Below are 17,062 nucleotides of genomic sequence, written 5' to 3'. Positions count from 1 at the left end.
CTGTGAAAAGTTTTCGCTCATATCAAAAAGGCTGCCTCTCTGGAAGGCAGCCTTTTTTATTTATGATTGTTTATTCAGGCGCTGTGCAGAATGCTTAGTAGGTCCGACATACTGGTTAAGCGGGAAGGATTCTTTAATGGCAGCGGTAATGAATTCTTTCGCTGCGTAAATGGCTTCTTTGACTTCCGCACCTTTGGCAAGCTCTGCTGTCACGGCTGCTGAGAACGTACAGCCTGCGCCATGTGTATAAGGCGTATCGATCATTTCGCTTTCAAGAACTTCCGCTGTTTCTCCGTCATAAAGAACATCAACGGCTTTTTCGTGTTTGAGTTTGCCTCCGCCTGTAATCACAACATATTGAGCGCCGAGTGCGTGAATTTTTTTCGCAGCTTCGATCATATCGTCAATTGTTTTTAATTCATCCATGCCGCTGAGCTGGCTGGCTTCAAAGAGATTCGGCGTAATGACAGTGGCTAGCGGCGCTAATTGCTCACGCAGGGCTTGGGCATGCTCCGGATAAAGGACTTCATTTGCTCCTTTACAAACCATGACCGGGTCGATCACCACATTTTTTAATTGTTTTTCTTTGATCGTTTTTGCTGCAAGCTCGATAATGTCAACGGTTGGCAGCATTCCTGTTTTCATGGCGTCCACACCGATGCCGTCCGTAATGGTTGCAAGCTGGGCGCGGATTGTATCAGTATCGATCGGGAAGACTTGATGGTCCCAGCTGTTGTTCGGGTCCATGGCAACGATCACCGTTAAGGCGGTCATCCCGTATACGTTTTTTTCTTGAAATGTTTTTAAATCAGCTTGAATCCCAGCACCGCCGCTGGAATCTGAGCCGGCAATGGTGAGTGCTTTATGCATAGACATGTCTTGAACCTCCATCGTGTTTTATCTTTCATTATAGTTAGATTTTCTCTGTATCACAATATAGAAGATCGATAGGAATCATTTGACAATACCAAAGGGCTTTCGTAAAATGCTACATAAGAAAACTAGGTAGGGGTTTTGTGATGTTAAATCGTGAGCTGGTTAAGGGCAGCACTGTTATATTGGTATTGACGCTTCTGGACGAGCGGCCGATGTACGGTTATGAGCTTGTCAAAGAAATGGGAACACGCAGCAGTAATGAACTTCAGATGAAAGAAGGCACCTTGTATCCTTCTCTTCACAAGCTTGAACGCCAAGGATTTATTTCGTCATATTGGGAGAAGCAGGAGAAAGGGCCGGACCGCAAATACTACCGGATTACAGATGAAGGCAAAGAGGTGCTGGCGGAACGCAAGAAGGAATGGAACGTATTTTCCGCTATGATGGACCGAATGTTGAAGCGGGGCGGGCAGAATGGATAAAAAAACGTATCTATCCGAAATCAAAAACGGGCTTAAGGGGCTTCCAGAAGATGAGGCAATGATAGATGAAATTGAGAGCCATATTGAACATCATTTGTTCCACTCTTTTCAGGAAGGGATGAGTGAAGAGGAAGCTATGCAGACTTTAATGCAGGCGTTTGGAACGCCAGCTGACATCGTTTCTTCGTTTAAGAAAGAACAGCCTGTCACGTTCCGAGCGTTTTTAATGTTCCATCTTTTCTTTAACAGCACACTTTTCGCTGTCGGTATCATCATTACGATGATGCATGCCTGGCTTGAATCACCCATTGTTCATGCTGTATGGAAAGGCATTTCTGTTTCTGTGTGGCTGATCTTAGCTGCATATATGATCTACTGGGTGCTGATTGGGTATCAAGGGGTGAGGGAGTTTGGGAAACACGGAGAGCAGCTTGTTTTGCATACGATTCTGATCTGCATGGTGCCAAACATCATTTTTATGCTTGTTTTTCTATTTCATTTAATTCCTGTTGTGCTGTTTCAATCCTTGCTTTCATCTTGGTTTGTCGAAACTTGTGCTTGTGCAACGCTGCTATTTCCGTTATTCGGCCGAATGGGCTGTTATATTGGCAGGCGTCAGCTAGCCTGATTTTTTATTTATATACATAGAATTTCTATGTAAGGAAGGTGCAGATTGTGAAGATTAGCTCTTGTTTATATGGTTTTGTAGCTCATGGAGCAGTATTTTTGTTTACGGGCGGCTGTATGCTCTTGGCTATGCTGGCCAGCTTGCCTTTTGTCTTTCTGCTAGATCTGCTGCCTGACGTCGTATATACGGCCGGAGCCATTCTTATGCTGTTATGTTCATATGCTTACGTTTGGTTTTGGGCGGTCCGGTTTGCATATAACCAGAAAATGCGCCTGTTCGAGGTTCAACTGGGATCCTTTGTGTTGCTGGCCATCATGATATCTTTGTTTTTATTAGATGGATCAAGTGTGAAAGACATCGTGAGGAATTGGGAGGATACAGGCTGTGCTTTTGTTCCGCCGGCTTTTACGTTTTTGTGTCTTGCTTATGCGCTTGTGCTGCTTCCGGTCTATCAATCTAAGCTCTGGCACCTTATCCTTCCGAATGGCGTCCGCCTAAAAGATCTCTTTCATGTTTTTGGAGATCTGACAATAATCATGGCGCTCCTGATCAGTGCAACACTGCTGTTTCTGTCAATTTAGTTTCTCGTTTCGGTAGGATATTCCCACTGATCTCCCGTCCAATATATGTTTTAATAGTACATGACTATGAAAATGAGAAGGAGAGCATCATGAAGATTTCTATCGTAATTGTGACCTATAATCGGATTCCGGCTTTGTGTGAGCTGCTGGAATCGATTTCTGAGCAGACCTTGAAACCGTATGAAATTATTATTGTGAATGATGCCGGAGAATCGGTCGTGCCAGTGAAAGCACTGTATCCGGAGCTTCCGATTGCTGTCATCAATTTAGAAAAGAACTCGGGGCATGTGGCAGCGAGAAATGCCGGTGTGAAAGAGGCATCTGGCGATTGCATTATGCTTTGTGATGACGATGATTTCTTTACGCCGGGGCATGTGGAGAGAATGGCGAAGGAAATAGAAACGGCAGATTTCGTTCATTCTGATGCGGAAATTGTCTCGTTTGAAGAGAAAAACGGAACAAGATATCCTATTTCACGGAAGCTGTTTGCTTACACCGCTGACTATGAGGATATGAGAGTGTTCTCTACATATGTGCCGTCGGGCAGCATGTACAGACGTTTTCTGCATAATGAAATCGGGTATTTCGATGCTGATGTGCACAATTATTGGGACTGGGATTTTTATTTGCGCGCGGCGAAGGAGCACCGGGTGAAGCGTGTCCCTTGCGCCAGTGTGATTTATGCCTTTAGTGACGCGGGAGACAATCAGTCTGCGGACCTTGGCGACAAGCGGAAACAGTATTTGGATCGTTTAAGTGAAAAGCACGGACTCGGGGAACTGCCGACGAAAAACTTTGCCGTCCTGCTTGAAGAGCCTGAGATGAAAAGACGGGAAGCACAAAGTGAAATCGTTTGGGATGGCAAGCCTGTCTATTCCAGACTTCATCGTTCGTAAGGGAGGCCTGAATCTTGAAACAGCTATTACAGGACAGCTGGTGGAATCAGCTGAAAGAAGAGTTTGAGAAACCGTATTATCAAGAGCTCAGAGAGATGCTGAAGCGGGAATACGCGGAGCAAACCATTTATCCGGACAGCCGAGATATCTTTAATGCGCTGCATTATACCTCATACGATGATGTCAAGGTCGTCATTCTCGGCCAAGACCCGTATCACGGTCCGGGACAGGCTCAAGGCTTAAGCTTCTCCGTAAAGCCGGGTGTGAAGCAGCCGCCTTCATTACGGAATATTTTTCTTGAGCTGCAGCAGGATATCGGATGCAGCATCCCGAATCACGGATCGCTTGTCAGCTGGGCAAAGCAAGGGGTTCTGTTGCTGAATACGGTGCTGACAGTAAGGCGCGGACAGGCGAATTCCCATAAGGGTAAAGGCTGGGAGCGTCTGACGGACCGGGTGATTGACGTGTTGAATGAAAGAGAGCGTCCAGTGGTGTTTATTTTGTGGGGCCGGCATGCCCAAATGAAAAAAGAACGGATCGATACGTCCAAGCATTTTATCATAGAGTCGACGCATCCCAGCCCGTTTTCGGCAAGAAACGGATTTTTCGGGAGCAGGCCGTTTTCCCGGGCGAATGCGTGCTTGGAGAAAATGGGAGAAGCGCCGGTTAATTGGTGTATAGAGGATTTATAAAAAGCGCAGATACTCTGCGCTTTTTTATTTAAGTATTTTCCGAATCATCCGCAGCCCGTTTTTGGATGAAGGGTAACGAAAAGCAAAATCGAAGCGGTTCGTTTGTTTGACGACGCTTTTTTGATGCGAAAAGGTGTTAAAGCTGTCAAATCCGTGATAGCTGCCGATGCCGCTTTCTCCGACGCCGCCGAATGGCAAATATGGCGTTGCGACGTGCATTAACGTATCATTGACACAGCCGCCGCCAAACGACAGATTCTCTAAAACAGCCCGCTCGATGTCTTTGTTTGTGGTGAAGATATACAGAGCGAGCGGCTTTGGGCGCAATTGGACTTTCTCAATGACTTCCTCGATATCGCTGTATGTAAACAGCGGAAGAATCGGCCCGAAAATCTCCTCCTGCATCACTGGAGAGTCATCCTTTACTTGATCAAGAATCGTCGGCGCTAGTTTGTGGTGATCAGGATCAGATTGCCCGCCTGTAAGCGGGACGCCATCTTTGAGAAAGCTGAGCAGCCGCTGATAGTGGCGTTCGCTGACGATTTTGCCGTACTGCGGATTTTGTTCAGGCTGAGGGCCGTAAAACTCATTGATCGCACGCTTCATTTCTTCTGTGAGCTTTGTTTTGATGCTTTCGTGGACAAATACGTAATCCGGTGCGATGCAGGTTTGCCCCGCATTAGTAAATTTCCCAAATACGATGCGTTTGCCGGCGAGCTTTATGTCAGCATCCTTGTGGACAATGCAGGGGCTTTTGCCGCCAAGCTCCAAGGTAATCGGAATTAATTGTTTGGCGGCGGCCTCCATGACGATTTTACCGATGGCAACGCTGCCGGTGAAGAAAATATAGTCAAAGGGCTGCTGTAATAACGCTGTGCTGACGTCGGGCCCGCCCTCCGCCATAGCGACATAATCACTCGGAAAAACGCTGCTGATGAGGTTAGAAAGAACAGCGGAAACAGCCGGCGTATATTCTGACGGCTTGAGAACGACCGTGTTTCCGGCTGCAATGGCTCCGATCAAGGGAGAAAGAGCCAGCTGCAAGGGATAGTTCCAAGGAGCAATCACCAAAACGGTCCCATACGGCTCAGGGATAATGATGCTTTTCGAGCCTAGATGGGTCAGCGGTGTTTTGACTCGTTTCGGCTTGATCCATTTTCTCAGCCGTTTCATCACAAAGCTGATTTCCTCCAACACGATTCCAATTTCTGTCGTGTATGCCTCTTGTTCGGATTTGTGGAGATCCTGATAGAGAGCGGCTGTTATATCGGCTTCATGTGTTTTGATGGCTTGTTTCAGCTTTTGCAGCATGTCCAGTCTCGATTCTAGCGGTCTCGTATGCCCCGCCGCAAAATAGGCCTTATGCTTGCTGACGATAGAGGGGATGCTGTTCATTCCGTCGCTCCTTTTTTGTAAGATATGGTGATTTATTATGTGAAAAATTTGTTCTGCTTGTCAAATGCGCAAGGTTTGTCAGAAAAAATAACAAACTCATATCTGCGTTTGCCGCATGAATTTGATAAAATGCAGGAAGACGACATTTATTTTCTTGGAGGGTTCTTGATGAACATTCATATATCTGCTTTGATTCAAAAGATGGAAGAGGAGCTGAAAAAAGCAAAGACTGCTGAACGGGATGAGGAGCTGAAGCGTTATGTAGCGGTTGTCCGATCTTTGTGTGACGTCGTGCTGGATCAGCCGGAGACTGCGAGCGCGCCCCGCATACAGCCAAGCAGCACACCGAGCCCTGCCGCGCCGCCATCGACAGACCAGCTGATGATGGAAAAAATGATGGGAAGCGCGGGATTAAATAAATATCGAAAGCAGGAAAAAGAGAAGCAGGAAGAGGACGGAAACGGAGAGTCTTTATTTGATTTTTAATGAGAGAGGTTGAGCTCACGTGAAATTGGTTCTTGGCGCACTACAATGGACAGCGTTTATCATTGCTGCGGCAATTGTTGTACCGGTGGCGGTTGCCCAGTCGTTTCATCTGGATCACTCTGATTCTGCGAGATTGATCCAAAGCACCTTTTTTGTACTGGGAATTGCCGCGGTTATTCAGTGTTTGAAAGGCCATAGACTGCCGATTAATGAAAGCCCCGCCGGCTTGTGGTGGGGAGTGTATACGATCTATGCCGGGCTGACGGGAACTGTGTTTGTGACATATGGAGATACATTGCGCGGTTTGCAGGGGGCACTTCTTGTAAGCGCTGTATGTTTCTTTTTGTTAAGTGTCTTCAAGGTTATAGACCGGCTTGCCGCCTTGTTTACTCCGGTTGTAACGGGCGTCTATTTATTGCTGCTCGTCATGCAGCTGAGTCAGCCTATTATAAAAGGAATTCTCGGAATCGGCTATCGAAAGGACGGGGTGGACGCTCTTGTATTTGGCCTGGCGCTTGTTGTGATTGCTGCCGCCTTTTTGATGACAAATTCGAACATTATGTTTTTTAAGCAATATTCGATTCTATTGGCCCTGTTCGGAGGGTGGGTGCTGTTTGCCGCTGCCGGAGCCGCAAAGCCGATGGAAATGCCGGACCGGCTGTTTCAGCTGCCTTCCCTGTTTCCTTTTGGCACCCCGCTATTTAACAGCGGATTGATCATCACTTCCATTTTTGTTACCATCCTGCTGATCGTGAATATGCTTGCGAGCATGAAGGTGGTGGATATTGCTGTGAAAAAATTCGGTAAACAGCCGGATGGACAGCATCATGAACGCCATGCCGGTTTTGCCGCTTCATTCAGCCATCTGCTCAGCGGTTTGACGGGAGCTATTGCACCGGTTCCGATTTCTGGAGCCGCGGGTTTTATTGAGACGACCAAAATGTCTTCTAAAAAACCGTTTATGCTCGGCAGTATTCTGGTTGTCGTGATCAGTGTGATTCCGTTTTTTATGAATGCGTTTGCGAGCCTGCCGTCACCTGTTGGATTTGCGGTGAACTTTGTTGTGTTCTCCGCAATGGGCGGTCTGGCCTTTGCTGAATTTGATTCATACGAGAAAGCGGAACTGAAAAGGGTGCGGTCTGTGATCGGTATCTCTCTGCTGACAGGGGTCGGTATCATGTTTGTTCCTGAAACTGCATTAAAGGGATTGCATCCGGTATTTATTTCTCTTTTAAGCAACGGGCTCGTATTAGGGACGCTTGCGGCAATAGCGGCAGATCAGTTTCAGCTTTGGCGCAGGAGAAAATCCGACAATCTCGTGTCATCGGAGAACAAACATTGAATTTTGGTGCAGGTGCGATAAGATAAATGATATGAGTTTAACGAAAAGGCGGGAGAGATAGATGAAAGTTTTTATCATATTAGGAGCCATAAACGCCCTCCTTGCTGTGGGCCTCGGCGCTTTTGGCGCTCACGGATTAGAAGGGAAAATCCCTGATAAATATCTTCAAGTTTGGCACACAGGCGTGCAGTATCATATGTATCACGCCCTGGGGCTTTTCGTAGTCGCATTTCTGGCCGATAAATTATCCGGCACCGGCAGTGTCACGACAGCCGGCTGGCTGATGTTTGCGGGAATTGTGCTGTTTTCCGGAAGCTTATATATACTCAGTGTGACGCAAGTCTCCATTCTTGGGGCTATTACTCCGCTCGGCGGCGTGGCGTTTATTATTTCTTGGATTATGATCGTTGTCGCAGCCGTCAAATATCTATAAACAAAAAAAGCCAATCCCTCATCATAAGAGGGATTGGCTTTTTCTTTATCTTGGCGAATAGGAAGACATGGAATATGGATACGTATAGGCAATTTCCTCATCAAACGTAATGTAATCGAGGTAGATTGTCAGGAGCAGGTAGCGTGTTCCTGATTTCGGATCGCTGATAATAATGTGATCCCGGCCCGCGGCCTCGATGACACCGCGAAAGATTTTCGAGGGCCATTCCTTGCTGTTTTCAAACGTCATGTAAATGGTAGCTGTTTTTCCACGATTTAAACGCAAAATGTTTTCGATATAAGATTCTTCAACAGGCAGCATGCCGGGAACGCTTTGGCCCGGCGCTGACGGTGTAGGCCCCGATGGAATTTGAAAACCGCCGCCTTGCTGCTGGCTCGGGAATCCGAAACCCTGCTGTCCTTGCTGCTGCTGCCCCTGCTGCATTGTTGGCATCATTGGCTGCATCCCCATCATCTGCATTTGTCCGCCTTGGCCTTGCTGCGGGTAAGGATTGGAGCCAAACTGAGGCTGAAACCCCTGCATATTATCAAATGCCTGCATTTGCTGATATTGATTTTTTTTCGGTTTCATATCGTTCCTCCTTTTGATGAAAACCATTCAAAACATGTTCAGGATGTATAGGTGAACGCTCCGCGATAACTCACCCCCGATGGAAAACGATCTTAGTCGCTGGTGCGAGTTTTATCTCTTTCACATTATGAGGCTGATGCTTGGAATATGCGCAAAAAGGATAGCGGACGGATCAAATTTTGATCAGGACAGCCGCTGTTTTTTAAAGATATACACAAACTTTTCGCATATTGGTTTGTATCCCTGGCGCAACTGGCGCGTAAGCAACATAAGATAACGATAGTTTCAGGTGTGAAGTGCCAAGAAGGAGGTGTAGGATTTGCCGAAAGTGTCAGTCATTATGACGAGCTATAACAAAAGCGATTATGTGGCAAAATCCATTTCTAGCATACTCTCACAAACGTTTTCAGATTTTGAATTGTTTATTATGGATGACAACTCCAATGAAGAGACGCTGAATGTAATCCGTCCTTTTTTGAATGATAACCGAGTGCGTTTTTATCAAAGTAATGTATCTGGAGTAAAGGAAAGAACGGCAAAGACGAGGTACGCGGCGCTGATCAATCAGGCGATTGAGATGGCGGAAGGTGAATATATCACCTATGCAACGGATGACAACATTTATATGCCGAATCGGCTCCGGAAAATGGTGCAGGAGCTTGATGCTCACCCTGAAAAGGATGTGATTTACTCAGCCTCCAAAACCCTTCATTTAAACGAGCACCGCGACATTGTAAAAGAGACGGTCAGACCTGCAGCTCAAATGACTTGGAACGCGCCGTGCGCCATCGATCATTGCTCGGTGATGCACAGGTATTCCGTGCTTGAAAAGGTAAAGGAGACATTTGGCTCCTATTGGGATGAAAACCCGGCGTTTTATCGGATCGGCGATGCCAGGTTCTTTTGGAGAGTCAACCACTTTTATCCGTTTTACCCGCTGGCTGAGGAGCTGGATCTGAATTATATTACCGACCAATCGATTCACTTTCAGCTGTTTGAATCCGAAAAAAATGAATTCGTCAGGAATCTTCCTCCGCAGAGCAATTGCCGCGATCTGCGTGAATCATTAAGAAAGCTTGGAATGGGGTGAGAGCTTGTCGGCCTATTTAAGCAATTATTGGGTGCTGTACCGGAAGTATGTAGAGCTTTTTGACAAACTTCGCTATAAGGGGATTCCGCTTGGGCTTATCAGCAATTTTTATCAATATATCAGCCCTGAGCTGCGAGTGATAATGGAAGAAGAACCAGAGTTATTTGGACCGGCGGATCAGCATATCGATGAAGGGCAGATTCAGCCGTTTTTTGAAGAAAACATACAAAATATAGTCAAAATAAACGACGAACCTGTTGAAGGGAAAGTCATTTTGCACTTTGATTACCTGCGTTTTACAAACGAAAATTACTATCAGTTTGATCCTGAAAAAACATCTGTTTTGGCCAGATGGAGTTTGCCGCATTATTGTGATCTGCCAGTGATCAGTAAGCGTGAGATTGCGGAATCATGCCAGAAGGGCGACCCGAAGCCGTATCTCGAAACAGCCTGTTCGATTCTTGCCTCTTTCAACGATCACCCGGCATTCGGTGATCAAGCGTTTCGCGACCGGCTTTATAAAGATATTCCTTTATTTATGGAAGCCATTGATACGGTTGATACGCTGTTTGAGAAAGAGAAGATTTCGGCCGTTGTCGTCGGAACTGCCGAAGATGTTTACAGCAGAGTGCTCGCTCTCATGTGCCGTAGGAGAGGTGCCGTCAGCATTTGTCTTCAGCATGGCGCATTGATGGGAGATGAAGCCTTCATTCCTGTTTTTACAGCCTATCAAGCTGTTTTTGGCGCGTATGAAGCAGAGTGGTTCATACGAAAAGGCTGTAAACCCGAGCAGATTCTCGTCACGGGACATCCCCGCTTCGATGAGATTTTTAACAGAACCCCTATGGATATGTCCGTCTTCTATCGCAAACTTGCTTTTCATCCGTCTAAAAAAATTGTGCTCATTGCCACTCAGCCCTTTTCAGAAGATTTTTATTCCGGTGTGCTGGAAGGGCTTTCTGATCAGAATCAGCTGCAAATCATCATCAAACCCCACCCGTGGGAAATCGGAAAAAACAAGCTGGATCTGTATCACGAGGCGGCGAAAAAACATAAAGCATGCCGAGTCCTCAAAAAGGAGCCGGGGCTTTATGATGTGCTGCCATATGTTGACGCGGCAGTGACGCAAACCTCAACAGTCGGACTTGAAGCCATGCTGTTTCAAAAGCCTGTGCTGATCGGGAAATCGACCGGAAACCGCTCTTATCCGTATTATGAATCTCTAGGCGATTTTATGTTTGACCAGCCGGATGAACTGGCGCGCACCTTGATTGAGGTTCTTCAAAGTCCCGCTGTGCAGGAAAAAGCAGAAGAGTCGCGTCTGGCATTCACAGCAGCTAATTATCCGGTGACAGAATCAACAAACGCTTTATTAGCGGAACTGAAAGCCAAAACAGGGGTTGATTACAGGCGGGAAGATACTGAATAAAATGATGGGAGCGCAAAGGAAATGGTGCAAAAGAGAGATCATTTTCTTCCTAATTCATTTCCGTTAATCGGCAAGGGAGAACTCGCTTAAAGCGGGATGGCTCTCCAAAGGTCCGAAGGCGGATCCGAAAAAAAGCCGCAGTACACGGTGATCAGGCAGACAAATGATATGGCGGGTGTGATGAAACAAGCAGGTGCAGCTATTGCCGCCGGGGGCCTCTCTCTGGATGAAGCTATTTGTATCGGCGTGCCTTGCCTTGTTCTTTCCCAGGTTGAACGTCAAACCGCAACAGCCAAACTATTCGCTGAATAAGACGTCGTCCTTGGTCTTGGTCTGGGAGAGCCTGTATCGGGTGAAACGATTATCCATCAAATGTCACGGCTCATCAGCAGCTATTCTCTGCGCCTTTCTTTGCACAAGGGGGAAGGCCGCTCTTGGATGGCAAAGGGAACAATCGGGTAACAGCTATTCTTTCAAGATATGTATGATCGAAAGGTATAAAAATGCAAGTAAGGAAGTGTTAATGTGAAAGGTGTTATTTTAGCCGGAGGAAACGGCTCACGCCTTATGCCCTTAACGAAAGCCGTCAACAAGCATTTGCTTCCTGTAGGCCCGTATCCGATGATTTACTGGTCGATTATGAAGCTTGAGGAAGCCGGAATAAAAGACATTTTACTCATCAGCCAAAAAGAGCATATGCCGCAATTTTATAAGCTGCTTGGGAACGGGGAAGAGCTTGGCGTCACCATCACTTATCAGGTACAGCCGGCCGCATCGGGCATTTCGGATGGACTGTCTTATGCAAAACGCTTTACGAAAAAAGAGCCTTTCCTTTTATTATTAGGTGATAATATATTCGAAGATTCATTAAAGCCTTATACGGAGCGCTTTGAACAGCAGGGAAAAGGAGCAAAGGTGCTGCTCAAAGAAGTTGATGATCCGGAACGCTTCGGGATTGCTGAGATTGATGAGAAAAACAAGCGGATCCGTTCCATTATCGAAAAGCCCGCGCATCCGCCGACCAATCTTTGTGTAACCGGCATTTATATGTATGATGCGGAGGTATTTTCATATATTGAACAAATATCACCGTCAAAGCGCGGCGAACTGGAAATCACCGATGTGAATAATCTATACATCGAAAACAGCCAGCTTACGTATGATGTGTTATCAGGCTGGTGGGTTGATGCCGGAACTCATGAATCGCTTCATCTCGCCTCCCGGCTTGTACACAAGGCTTTACAGAAAGGACAGGACGAAAAGTGATGGCAAAATCATATTTAATTACGGGCGGGGCCGGCTTCATCGGGCTCACGTTTACAAAGCTCATGCTGAAGGAAACGGATGCGCGCATTACCGTTTTAGATAAACTGACGTACGCCAGCCACCCGGAGGAAATCGACATATTAAAGGAAAACAGCCGATTTCGTTTTGTAAAAGGGGACATCAGCGTTCAGGAGGATATCGACCGCGCGTTTGATCAGACCTATGACGGTGTGATTCATTTCGCGGCAGAATCGCATGTGGACAGAAGCATTTCCCAAGCGGAGCCGTTTATCACTACGAATGTGATGGGGACATACCGATTGGCGGAAGCGGTTTTACAAGGGAAGGCAAAAAAGCTGATTCATATTTCAACAGATGAGGTCTACGGGGATTTAGAACTGGATGATCCCGCGTTTACTGAAACGACGCCGCTTTCCCCTAACAACCCATACTCAGCCAGCAAAGCAAGCTCTGATTTTCTCGTGTTGTCTTATGTGAAAACCCATAAGCTTCCGGCCATCATTACAAGATGCAGCAACAATTACGGCCCCTATCAGCACAGCGAAAAAATGATTCCGACGATTATCCGCCATGCAAAGCAAGGGCTTCCGGTTCCGCTGTATGGCGATGGGCTGCAGATTCGAGATTGGCTGTTTGCGGAGGATCATTGCCGCGCCATCAAGCTGATTTTAGAAAAAGGAACAGACGGCGAGGTGTATAACATCGGCGGCGGAAATGAACGCACGAATAAAGAGCTGGCGAGCATCATCATGAAGCATCTGGGCTGTGAGGAATTGTTCGCCCATGTGGAAGACCGAAAAGGGCATGATCGGCGCTATGCGATCAACGCGTCAAAGCTGAAAAACGAACTGGGCTGGCGGCAGGAAGTGCCGTTTGAAGACGGCATCGCGCGTACGATTCGCTGGTATACAAACAATGACCGATGAGAAGGTGATTCGATTGACGAAGGTATTGGTGACTGGTGCGGGAGGCCAGCTTGGCCTGGAACTGTGCCGCCAGCTGAAGCAAGCCGGATATGAGGTCATTGCCTTAACAAAGAAGATGATGGACATTTCTGATCAGCGCTCAGTACGGCATTCGTTTGGATATTATCGGCCGGATATCGTGGTCAATACGGCCGCATTTACGTCGGTTGACAAATGCGAGACAGAACTTGATAAAGCGTACTTGATTAACGGAATCGGCGCTTATTATACCGCCCTTGAGGCAGCCGGCATCGGCGCTCAATATATTCATATCAGCACGGACTATGTATTTGACGGAAAAGGAACGCAGCCATACAAGGAAGATGATCCCCTCGAACCGAACACCATCTACGGCAAAAGCAAAAAGCTCGGAGAAGAATTGATTCGATTAGCAACGAAAGACAGTACGATCATCAGAACATCGTGGGTGTACGGACATGGCGGCAGCAATTTCGTCCATACCATGCTGAAACTTGCCGAAACGAAACAAGAGCTGAGGGTTGTAAACGATCAAATAGGTTCGCCGACATATACGAAGGATTTAGCAGAAGCGGTCATCAAGCTGTTCAGCCATCCGCCGGGCATCTATCATGTCAGCAATTCAGGCATATGCAGCTGGTATGAATTCGCGAAGGCGATTATGGAAGAAAGCGGGCTGGCGACAGTCATTTTGCCTGTCACGACAGGAGAATACGGGAACAAAACGCCCCGTCCGGCTTACTCTGTACTGAGCCATCGGGCCATTGAAGAAGCCGGCATCCGCCCCCGCCATTGGCGGGAAGCGTTACGGGAGTATTTGCAGGAGAGGAGCAGTGCGCGTGATTGAAGGAGTCAAGGTGAAAAAACTGACAAAGCATAATGACGACAGGGGCTTTTTTGCTGAGCTGGTTCGGGATGATGAGAACCTTCTCGAGCATTTCGGGCAGGCGTCTTGGTCGAAAAGCTATCCTGGTGTCATAAAAGCATTTCACTATCATGAGAAGCAGGATGACCTATGGTTCTTTCCGACCGGCCACGCTCAGGTTGTCCTTTACGATCTTCGAGAGGGTTCAAAGACAAAAGGAGAAACTGACGTCTATTATATGGGTGAAGACAACCCAATGCTGTTATTGATTCCAAAAGGGGTCGCTCACGGATACAGGGTGCTGGGAGAAACGCCGCTGACGATTATCTACTTTACCACCATGTCGTATAACCCTGATCAGCCTGATGAAAAAAGGATTCCATGGGATGATGAGACGATCGGCTTTAACTGGAACACCGAATGTAGATAAAGATAGATCATGATCAATCGAAGAGCGAAAGCGTCTTCGACTTTTTTGTGAAAATAGGAAAATAGATACAAAACGACAGGCGGATGCGGCTGAAAAAAAGAGAAAACACATGTTTTAGAACCTTGTAAAAACAGAATAAGACTATCGAAATAATTACAAGTGTGAATATTCCTAAAAAAGCATTTACTTCCATGGAAAATGATGATAGATTAATTTTTAAGGAAAAAGAAGGATCATTCGCGAATTACAAAAAAACACTTTTTCTGCAGAGGACGCTCTGGCCAATCCCAACAGTGATTTAAGGAGATAATGTCATGCTAAAAAGAACTTCATTCGTATCTTCATTATTCATCAGTTCAGCTGTCTTACTATCAATCTTGCTTCCTTCAGGCCACGCGCATGCAAAGTCTGCATCAATCGGGGCAAAAACAATCAACAGCACAACAGAGTGGACTACTTCTGATATTGAAGTGACATATAAACCAAAAGCGGTGTTTTCTCTCGGAGCGGTAGAATTTCGTTTTCCTGACGGGTTTCATGCCACGACAAGAGATTCAGTAAATGGAAGAACACTGAAAGAAACACAAATTTTAAACGATGGCAAGACAGTCAGACTCCCGCTTACGCTTGATTTGTTAGGCAGGTCTGAATTTGACCTCGTCATGGTGCGCAAAACCCTTCCGCGCGCAGGCACTTACACAATTAAAGGGAACGTTGTAAACGGTTTTGGAATCGGCAGTTTTTATGCAGAAACACAGCTGGTAATTGACCCTCGTTAATGAATAGAGTGATGAGAGACTGAGATCATGTCAGTCTCTTTTTTGTGCTTAAAAAACTGTATGAATCTGGCCGGCTGATTTTATAAAGCATTCACAATTACGGCCGCCCAAAAAACAATGAGGTGAAAAAGATGTCAGCAAAGCACGTGATTTCGATCATATGCTTGAAATCGCCAATAATACAGAACACGGCTTACCAACAGGATCGCCAAATGGCTGATAGCCGGCAATTGTCCCAGTGCAGCCTCAAAAGCAGGCGGCTGCAACCCAAAACAATGTCCGAAGCATGTGGATTTGAGAGAAATCGAATCGTGCGAGGCGCAGCAGAAAAAGTTCTCCGGAAACCGGTGAACTTTTTTACATGTTGTTATATGGTATTTTTAAAATGAAATGAAGAAATTTATATTAATATGTAAATGAAAATAATAAAAATGATAAAGATTCTATACGTATTGTAAATTATGAAAAAACAATGCTAAACTATATTACAACTTTATGATATGAAGATTATGGAAGAGGTGTTTGAGAAAGAATGAACAGCAATCAAAACAACGACATCAAAACAAAACATCATTTTCCGCTATTGTTAGCACTGGCTTTAACGATGGGGGTATTTGCGGCCGGATCTGAAGAGCTTGTGATCTCACCGCTGCTGCCGGATTTAGCAAAAGCCTTCAGCTCAGATGTCAGTGTCCTTGCGTTATCTATCAGTATTTACGGCATTATGATTTTTATTGGTGCGCCGCTTTTGGTTCCATTAGGTGATAAATACTCCAGGGAAATAAGTTTAATGGCCGGGCTTATGATCTTTATTATAGGGACCGTGATGTGCGCTTTAGCTCAAAATATCTTCTTCTTCTTTTTAGGCAGGGCGCTTTCAGGATTGGCTGCGGGAGCGTTTGTGCCGACCGCTTACGCAGTTGTCGGGGATCGTGTTCCTTATACATACAGGGGCAGGGTGATGGGACTGATCGTCTCAAGCTGGTCGCTGGCACTGATCTTCGGTGTGCCGCTCGGCTCATTCATCGGCGGCGTCCTGCATTGGAGATGGACATTTTGGATTTTCGCCTTGATGGGTGTTTTGGTTGTTCTGCTGATCCTGCTTGAAATGCGCCGCCATGCCGAGCATAAAAACAGCGGCGGGGAAGGAAAAGAAGAGCCGGCTGGAACATTCCGAGATGCGGTGAAAGTCCCGCGCGTACCCGTTTATATCATGATTACCTTTTGTAATATGATTGGTTTTTACGGTATGTATTCATTCCTGGGCACCTATCTTCAGCACATTTTTACCGGTGGAAATACTGCCGCAGGCTTATTTATCATGATTTACGGCATCGGGTTTTCCATGAGTGTGGTGACAGGAAAGATGGCCGACCGTATCGGAAAAATGCGTTCCCTTTTGATAGCGCTGGGGGGCATCAGCGTGCTGCTGGCGTGTTTGCCATATGCGTCGGCGTCAATGTTTCTGTTAATCGTCAGTCTATTTATTTGGGGATTAATGCAAAGCTTGACGGTGACACTGCTCAGCACCATTTTAAGTGACTGCTCAGAGCGTCATCGCGGAAAAATCATGGTATTTTACAGCCTCGCCTCGAATCTGGCCGTGACATTAGGCTCTGCGTTGATGGGACCTGTATATGTGGCATACGGCTATGCAGCCGTCGGATTGATTTGTGCCGCCATCACAGTGCTCGGGTTTGTGCTCAGTGTTTTCGCATATAAAAAGTACGGCAAGCATGAGAAGAAGGCCAATCAGTCCTTATCCCAATAAACAAAGTTTCTAAATTCCTATAATTAAAAACCCTTTTTTAAGGGTTTTTTTGTTTGTATGGGAAT

General features: G+C 46.3%; 19 protein-coding genes and 2 pseudogenes. 18 read left to right on the top strand and 3 right to left on the bottom strand.

The window, feature by feature from the left end; all coding sequences use genetic code 11:
- Nucleotides 1–60 precede the first annotated feature (60 nt).
- Nucleotides 61–876 carry a bifunctional hydroxymethylpyrimidine kinase/phosphomethylpyrimidine kinase gene (locus tag V756_RS0101720; protein ID WP_024713130.1) on the bottom strand — a complete coding sequence of 272 codons (816 nt, stop codon included), beginning with the start codon at nucleotides 874–876 and terminating at the stop codon, nucleotides 61–63.
- A gap of 143 nt (nucleotides 877–1,019) precedes the next feature.
- Here V756_RS0101720 and V756_RS0101715 point away from each other — a divergent pair, with 143 nt between their 5' ends.
- The 5 genes from V756_RS0101715 to V756_RS0101695 all read left to right on the top strand — a co-directional run bounded on the left by V756_RS0101715 (nucleotide 1,020) and on the right by V756_RS0101695 (nucleotide 4,155).
- Nucleotides 1,020–1,358: a PadR family transcriptional regulator gene (locus tag V756_RS0101715; RefSeq protein ID WP_024713129.1), complete on the top strand. Its 339-nt coding sequence runs from the start codon at nucleotides 1,020–1,022 to the stop codon at nucleotides 1,356–1,358.
- Nucleotides 1,351–1,986 carry a permease prefix domain 1-containing protein gene (locus V756_RS0101710; RefSeq protein WP_024713128.1) on the top strand — a complete coding sequence of 212 codons (636 nt, stop codon included), beginning with the start codon at nucleotides 1,351–1,353 and terminating at the stop codon, nucleotides 1,984–1,986. The genes V756_RS0101715 and V756_RS0101710 overlap by 8 nt, the downstream gene beginning before the upstream one ends.
- A 47-nt stretch (nucleotides 1,987–2,033) precedes the next feature.
- Nucleotides 2,034–2,567, top strand: a complete 534-nt coding sequence (locus V756_RS0101705; RefSeq protein ID WP_024713127.1) for a hypothetical protein — start codon at nucleotides 2,034–2,036, stop codon at nucleotides 2,565–2,567.
- 89 nt (nucleotides 2,568–2,656) lie between these two features.
- Complete coding sequence (locus V756_RS0101700) at nucleotides 2,657–3,463, top strand: glycosyltransferase family 2 protein (RefSeq protein WP_024713126.1); 807 nt, start codon at nucleotides 2,657–2,659, stop codon at nucleotides 3,461–3,463.
- A 14-nt stretch (nucleotides 3,464–3,477) separates the two neighbouring features.
- Nucleotides 3,478–4,155: a uracil-DNA glycosylase gene (locus tag V756_RS0101695; protein WP_024713125.1), complete on the top strand. Its 678-nt coding sequence runs from the start codon at nucleotides 3,478–3,480 to the stop codon at nucleotides 4,153–4,155.
- 24 nt (nucleotides 4,156–4,179) lie between these two features.
- On the opposite strand, the gene V756_RS0101690 is transcribed toward V756_RS0101695, so the two are convergent.
- A complete protein-coding gene (locus V756_RS0101690; RefSeq protein ID WP_024713124.1) occupies nucleotides 4,180–5,550 on the bottom strand; it encodes an aldehyde dehydrogenase in 1,371 nt (456 codons plus the stop codon).
- A gap of 168 nt (nucleotides 5,551–5,718) precedes the next feature.
- On the opposite strand from V756_RS0101690, the gene V756_RS0101685 reads away from it, so the two are divergent.
- The 3 genes from V756_RS0101685 (at nucleotide 5,719) to V756_RS0101675 (ending at nucleotide 7,811) form a co-directional block, all read left to right on the top strand.
- Nucleotides 5,719–6,036, top strand: a complete 318-nt coding sequence (locus V756_RS0101685) for a YwdI family protein (protein ID WP_024713123.1) — start codon at nucleotides 5,719–5,721, stop codon at nucleotides 6,034–6,036.
- Nucleotides 6,037–6,055: 19 nt separating this feature from the next.
- On the top strand, nucleotides 6,056–7,378 hold the full coding sequence (locus V756_RS0101680) for a purine/pyrimidine permease (protein ID WP_024713122.1): 1,323 nt from the start codon (nucleotides 6,056–6,058) through the stop codon (nucleotides 7,376–7,378).
- A gap of 61 nt (nucleotides 7,379–7,439) precedes the next feature.
- Nucleotides 7,440–7,811 (top strand): DUF423 domain-containing protein, encoded by a 372-nt coding sequence (locus V756_RS0101675; protein ID WP_024713121.1) that lies wholly within the window; start codon nucleotides 7,440–7,442, stop codon nucleotides 7,809–7,811.
- 45 nt (nucleotides 7,812–7,856) lie between these two features.
- On the opposite strand, the gene gerQ is transcribed toward V756_RS0101675, so the two are convergent.
- Nucleotides 7,857–8,402, bottom strand: a complete 546-nt coding sequence (gene gerQ, locus V756_RS0101670) for a spore coat protein GerQ (RefSeq protein ID WP_024713120.1) — start codon at nucleotides 8,400–8,402, stop codon at nucleotides 7,857–7,859.
- A gap of 319 nt (nucleotides 8,403–8,721) precedes the next feature.
- Between gerQ and V756_RS0101665 the strand changes: the two genes are divergently transcribed.
- The 10 genes and pseudogenes from V756_RS0101665 (at nucleotide 8,722) to V756_RS0101625 (ending at nucleotide 16,997) form a co-directional block, all read left to right on the top strand.
- Nucleotides 8,722–9,492 (top strand): glycosyltransferase family 2 protein, encoded by a 771-nt coding sequence (locus V756_RS0101665; RefSeq protein ID WP_024713119.1) that lies wholly within the window; start codon nucleotides 8,722–8,724, stop codon nucleotides 9,490–9,492.
- A gap of 4 nt (nucleotides 9,493–9,496) precedes the next feature.
- Nucleotides 9,497–10,921 carry a CDP-glycerol glycerophosphotransferase family protein gene (locus V756_RS0101660; protein WP_024713118.1) on the top strand — a complete coding sequence of 475 codons (1,425 nt, stop codon included), beginning with the start codon at nucleotides 9,497–9,499 and terminating at the stop codon, nucleotides 10,919–10,921.
- 21 nt (nucleotides 10,922–10,942) lie between these two features.
- Nucleotides 10,943–11,039 (top strand): annotated as a pseudogene (locus V756_RS1000000124225) (hypothetical protein); the annotation flags it as partial.
- 8 nt (nucleotides 11,040–11,047) lie between these two features.
- Nucleotides 11,048–11,422: pseudogene (locus tag V756_RS1000000124680) on the top strand (PseG/SpsG family protein); the annotation flags it as partial.
- 24 nt (nucleotides 11,423–11,446) lie between these two features.
- Nucleotides 11,447–12,187 carry a sugar phosphate nucleotidyltransferase gene (locus V756_RS0101650; RefSeq protein WP_024713116.1) on the top strand — a complete coding sequence of 247 codons (741 nt, stop codon included), beginning with the start codon at nucleotides 11,447–11,449 and terminating at the stop codon, nucleotides 12,185–12,187.
- On the top strand, nucleotides 12,187–13,134 hold the full coding sequence (gene rfbB / locus V756_RS0101645; protein ID WP_024713115.1) for a dTDP-glucose 4,6-dehydratase: 948 nt from the start codon (nucleotides 12,187–12,189) through the stop codon (nucleotides 13,132–13,134). Before V756_RS0101650 ends, rfbB begins: the two co-directional genes overlap by 1 nt.
- Nucleotides 13,135–13,147: 13 nt before the next feature.
- On the top strand, nucleotides 13,148–13,999 hold the full coding sequence (gene rfbD / locus V756_RS0101640; RefSeq protein ID WP_024713114.1) for a dTDP-4-dehydrorhamnose reductase: 852 nt from the start codon (nucleotides 13,148–13,150) through the stop codon (nucleotides 13,997–13,999).
- Entirely contained in the window at nucleotides 13,992–14,447 is a 456-nt protein-coding gene (locus V756_RS0101635; protein ID WP_024713113.1) for a dTDP-4-dehydrorhamnose 3,5-epimerase family protein, read from the top strand. Before rfbD ends, V756_RS0101635 begins: the two co-directional genes overlap by 8 nt.
- Before the next feature lie 314 nt (nucleotides 14,448–14,761).
- Nucleotides 14,762–15,226, top strand: coding sequence for a biofilm surface layer hydrophobin BslB (bslB, locus tag V756_RS0101630; RefSeq protein ID WP_024713112.1), 465 nt, complete (start codon nucleotides 14,762–14,764; stop codon nucleotides 15,224–15,226).
- A 532-nt stretch (nucleotides 15,227–15,758) separates the two neighbouring features.
- Complete coding sequence (locus V756_RS0101625) at nucleotides 15,759–16,997, top strand: MFS transporter (protein WP_024713111.1); 1,239 nt, start codon at nucleotides 15,759–15,761, stop codon at nucleotides 16,995–16,997.
- Nucleotides 16,998–17,062: the final 65 nt, after the last annotated feature.

The organism is Bacillus tequilensis KCTC 13622 (assembly GCF_000507145.1).
Lineage (GTDB): Bacteria > Bacillota > Bacilli > Bacillales > Bacillaceae > Bacillus > Bacillus tequilensis.
Note: the sequence above shows the minus strand (reverse complement) of the source record. Positions and strands in the feature narration are given on the sequence as shown.

Coding starts and splice junctions, on each gene's coding strand:
- V756_RS0101690 (WP_024713124.1), bottom strand. CDS start 5,550: ATGAACAGCATCCCCTCTATCGTCAGCAAGCATAAGGCCTATTTTGCG.
- rfbB (WP_024713115.1), top strand. CDS start 12,187: ATGGCAAAATCATATTTAATTACGGGCGGGGCCGGCTTCATCGGGCTC.
- gerQ (WP_024713120.1), bottom strand. CDS start 8,402: ATGAAACCGAAAAAAAATCAATATCAGCAAATGCAGGCATTTGATAAT.
- bslB (WP_024713112.1), top strand. CDS start 14,762: ATGCTAAAAAGAACTTCATTCGTATCTTCATTATTCATCAGTTCAGCT.
- V756_RS0101685 (WP_024713123.1), top strand. CDS start 5,719: ATGAACATTCATATATCTGCTTTGATTCAAAAGATGGAAGAGGAGCTG.
- V756_RS0101700 (WP_024713126.1), top strand. CDS start 2,657: ATGAAGATTTCTATCGTAATTGTGACCTATAATCGGATTCCGGCTTTG.
- V756_RS0101625 (WP_024713111.1), top strand. CDS start 15,759: ATGAACAGCAATCAAAACAACGACATCAAAACAAAACATCATTTTCCG.
- V756_RS0101720 (WP_024713130.1), bottom strand. CDS start 876: ATGTCTATGCATAAAGCACTCACCATTGCCGGCTCAGATTCCAGCGGC.
- V756_RS0101675 (WP_024713121.1), top strand. CDS start 7,440: ATGAAAGTTTTTATCATATTAGGAGCCATAAACGCCCTCCTTGCTGTG.
- V756_RS0101715 (WP_024713129.1), top strand. CDS start 1,020: ATGTTAAATCGTGAGCTGGTTAAGGGCAGCACTGTTATATTGGTATTG.
- V756_RS0101710 (WP_024713128.1), top strand. CDS start 1,351: ATGGATAAAAAAACGTATCTATCCGAAATCAAAAACGGGCTTAAGGGG.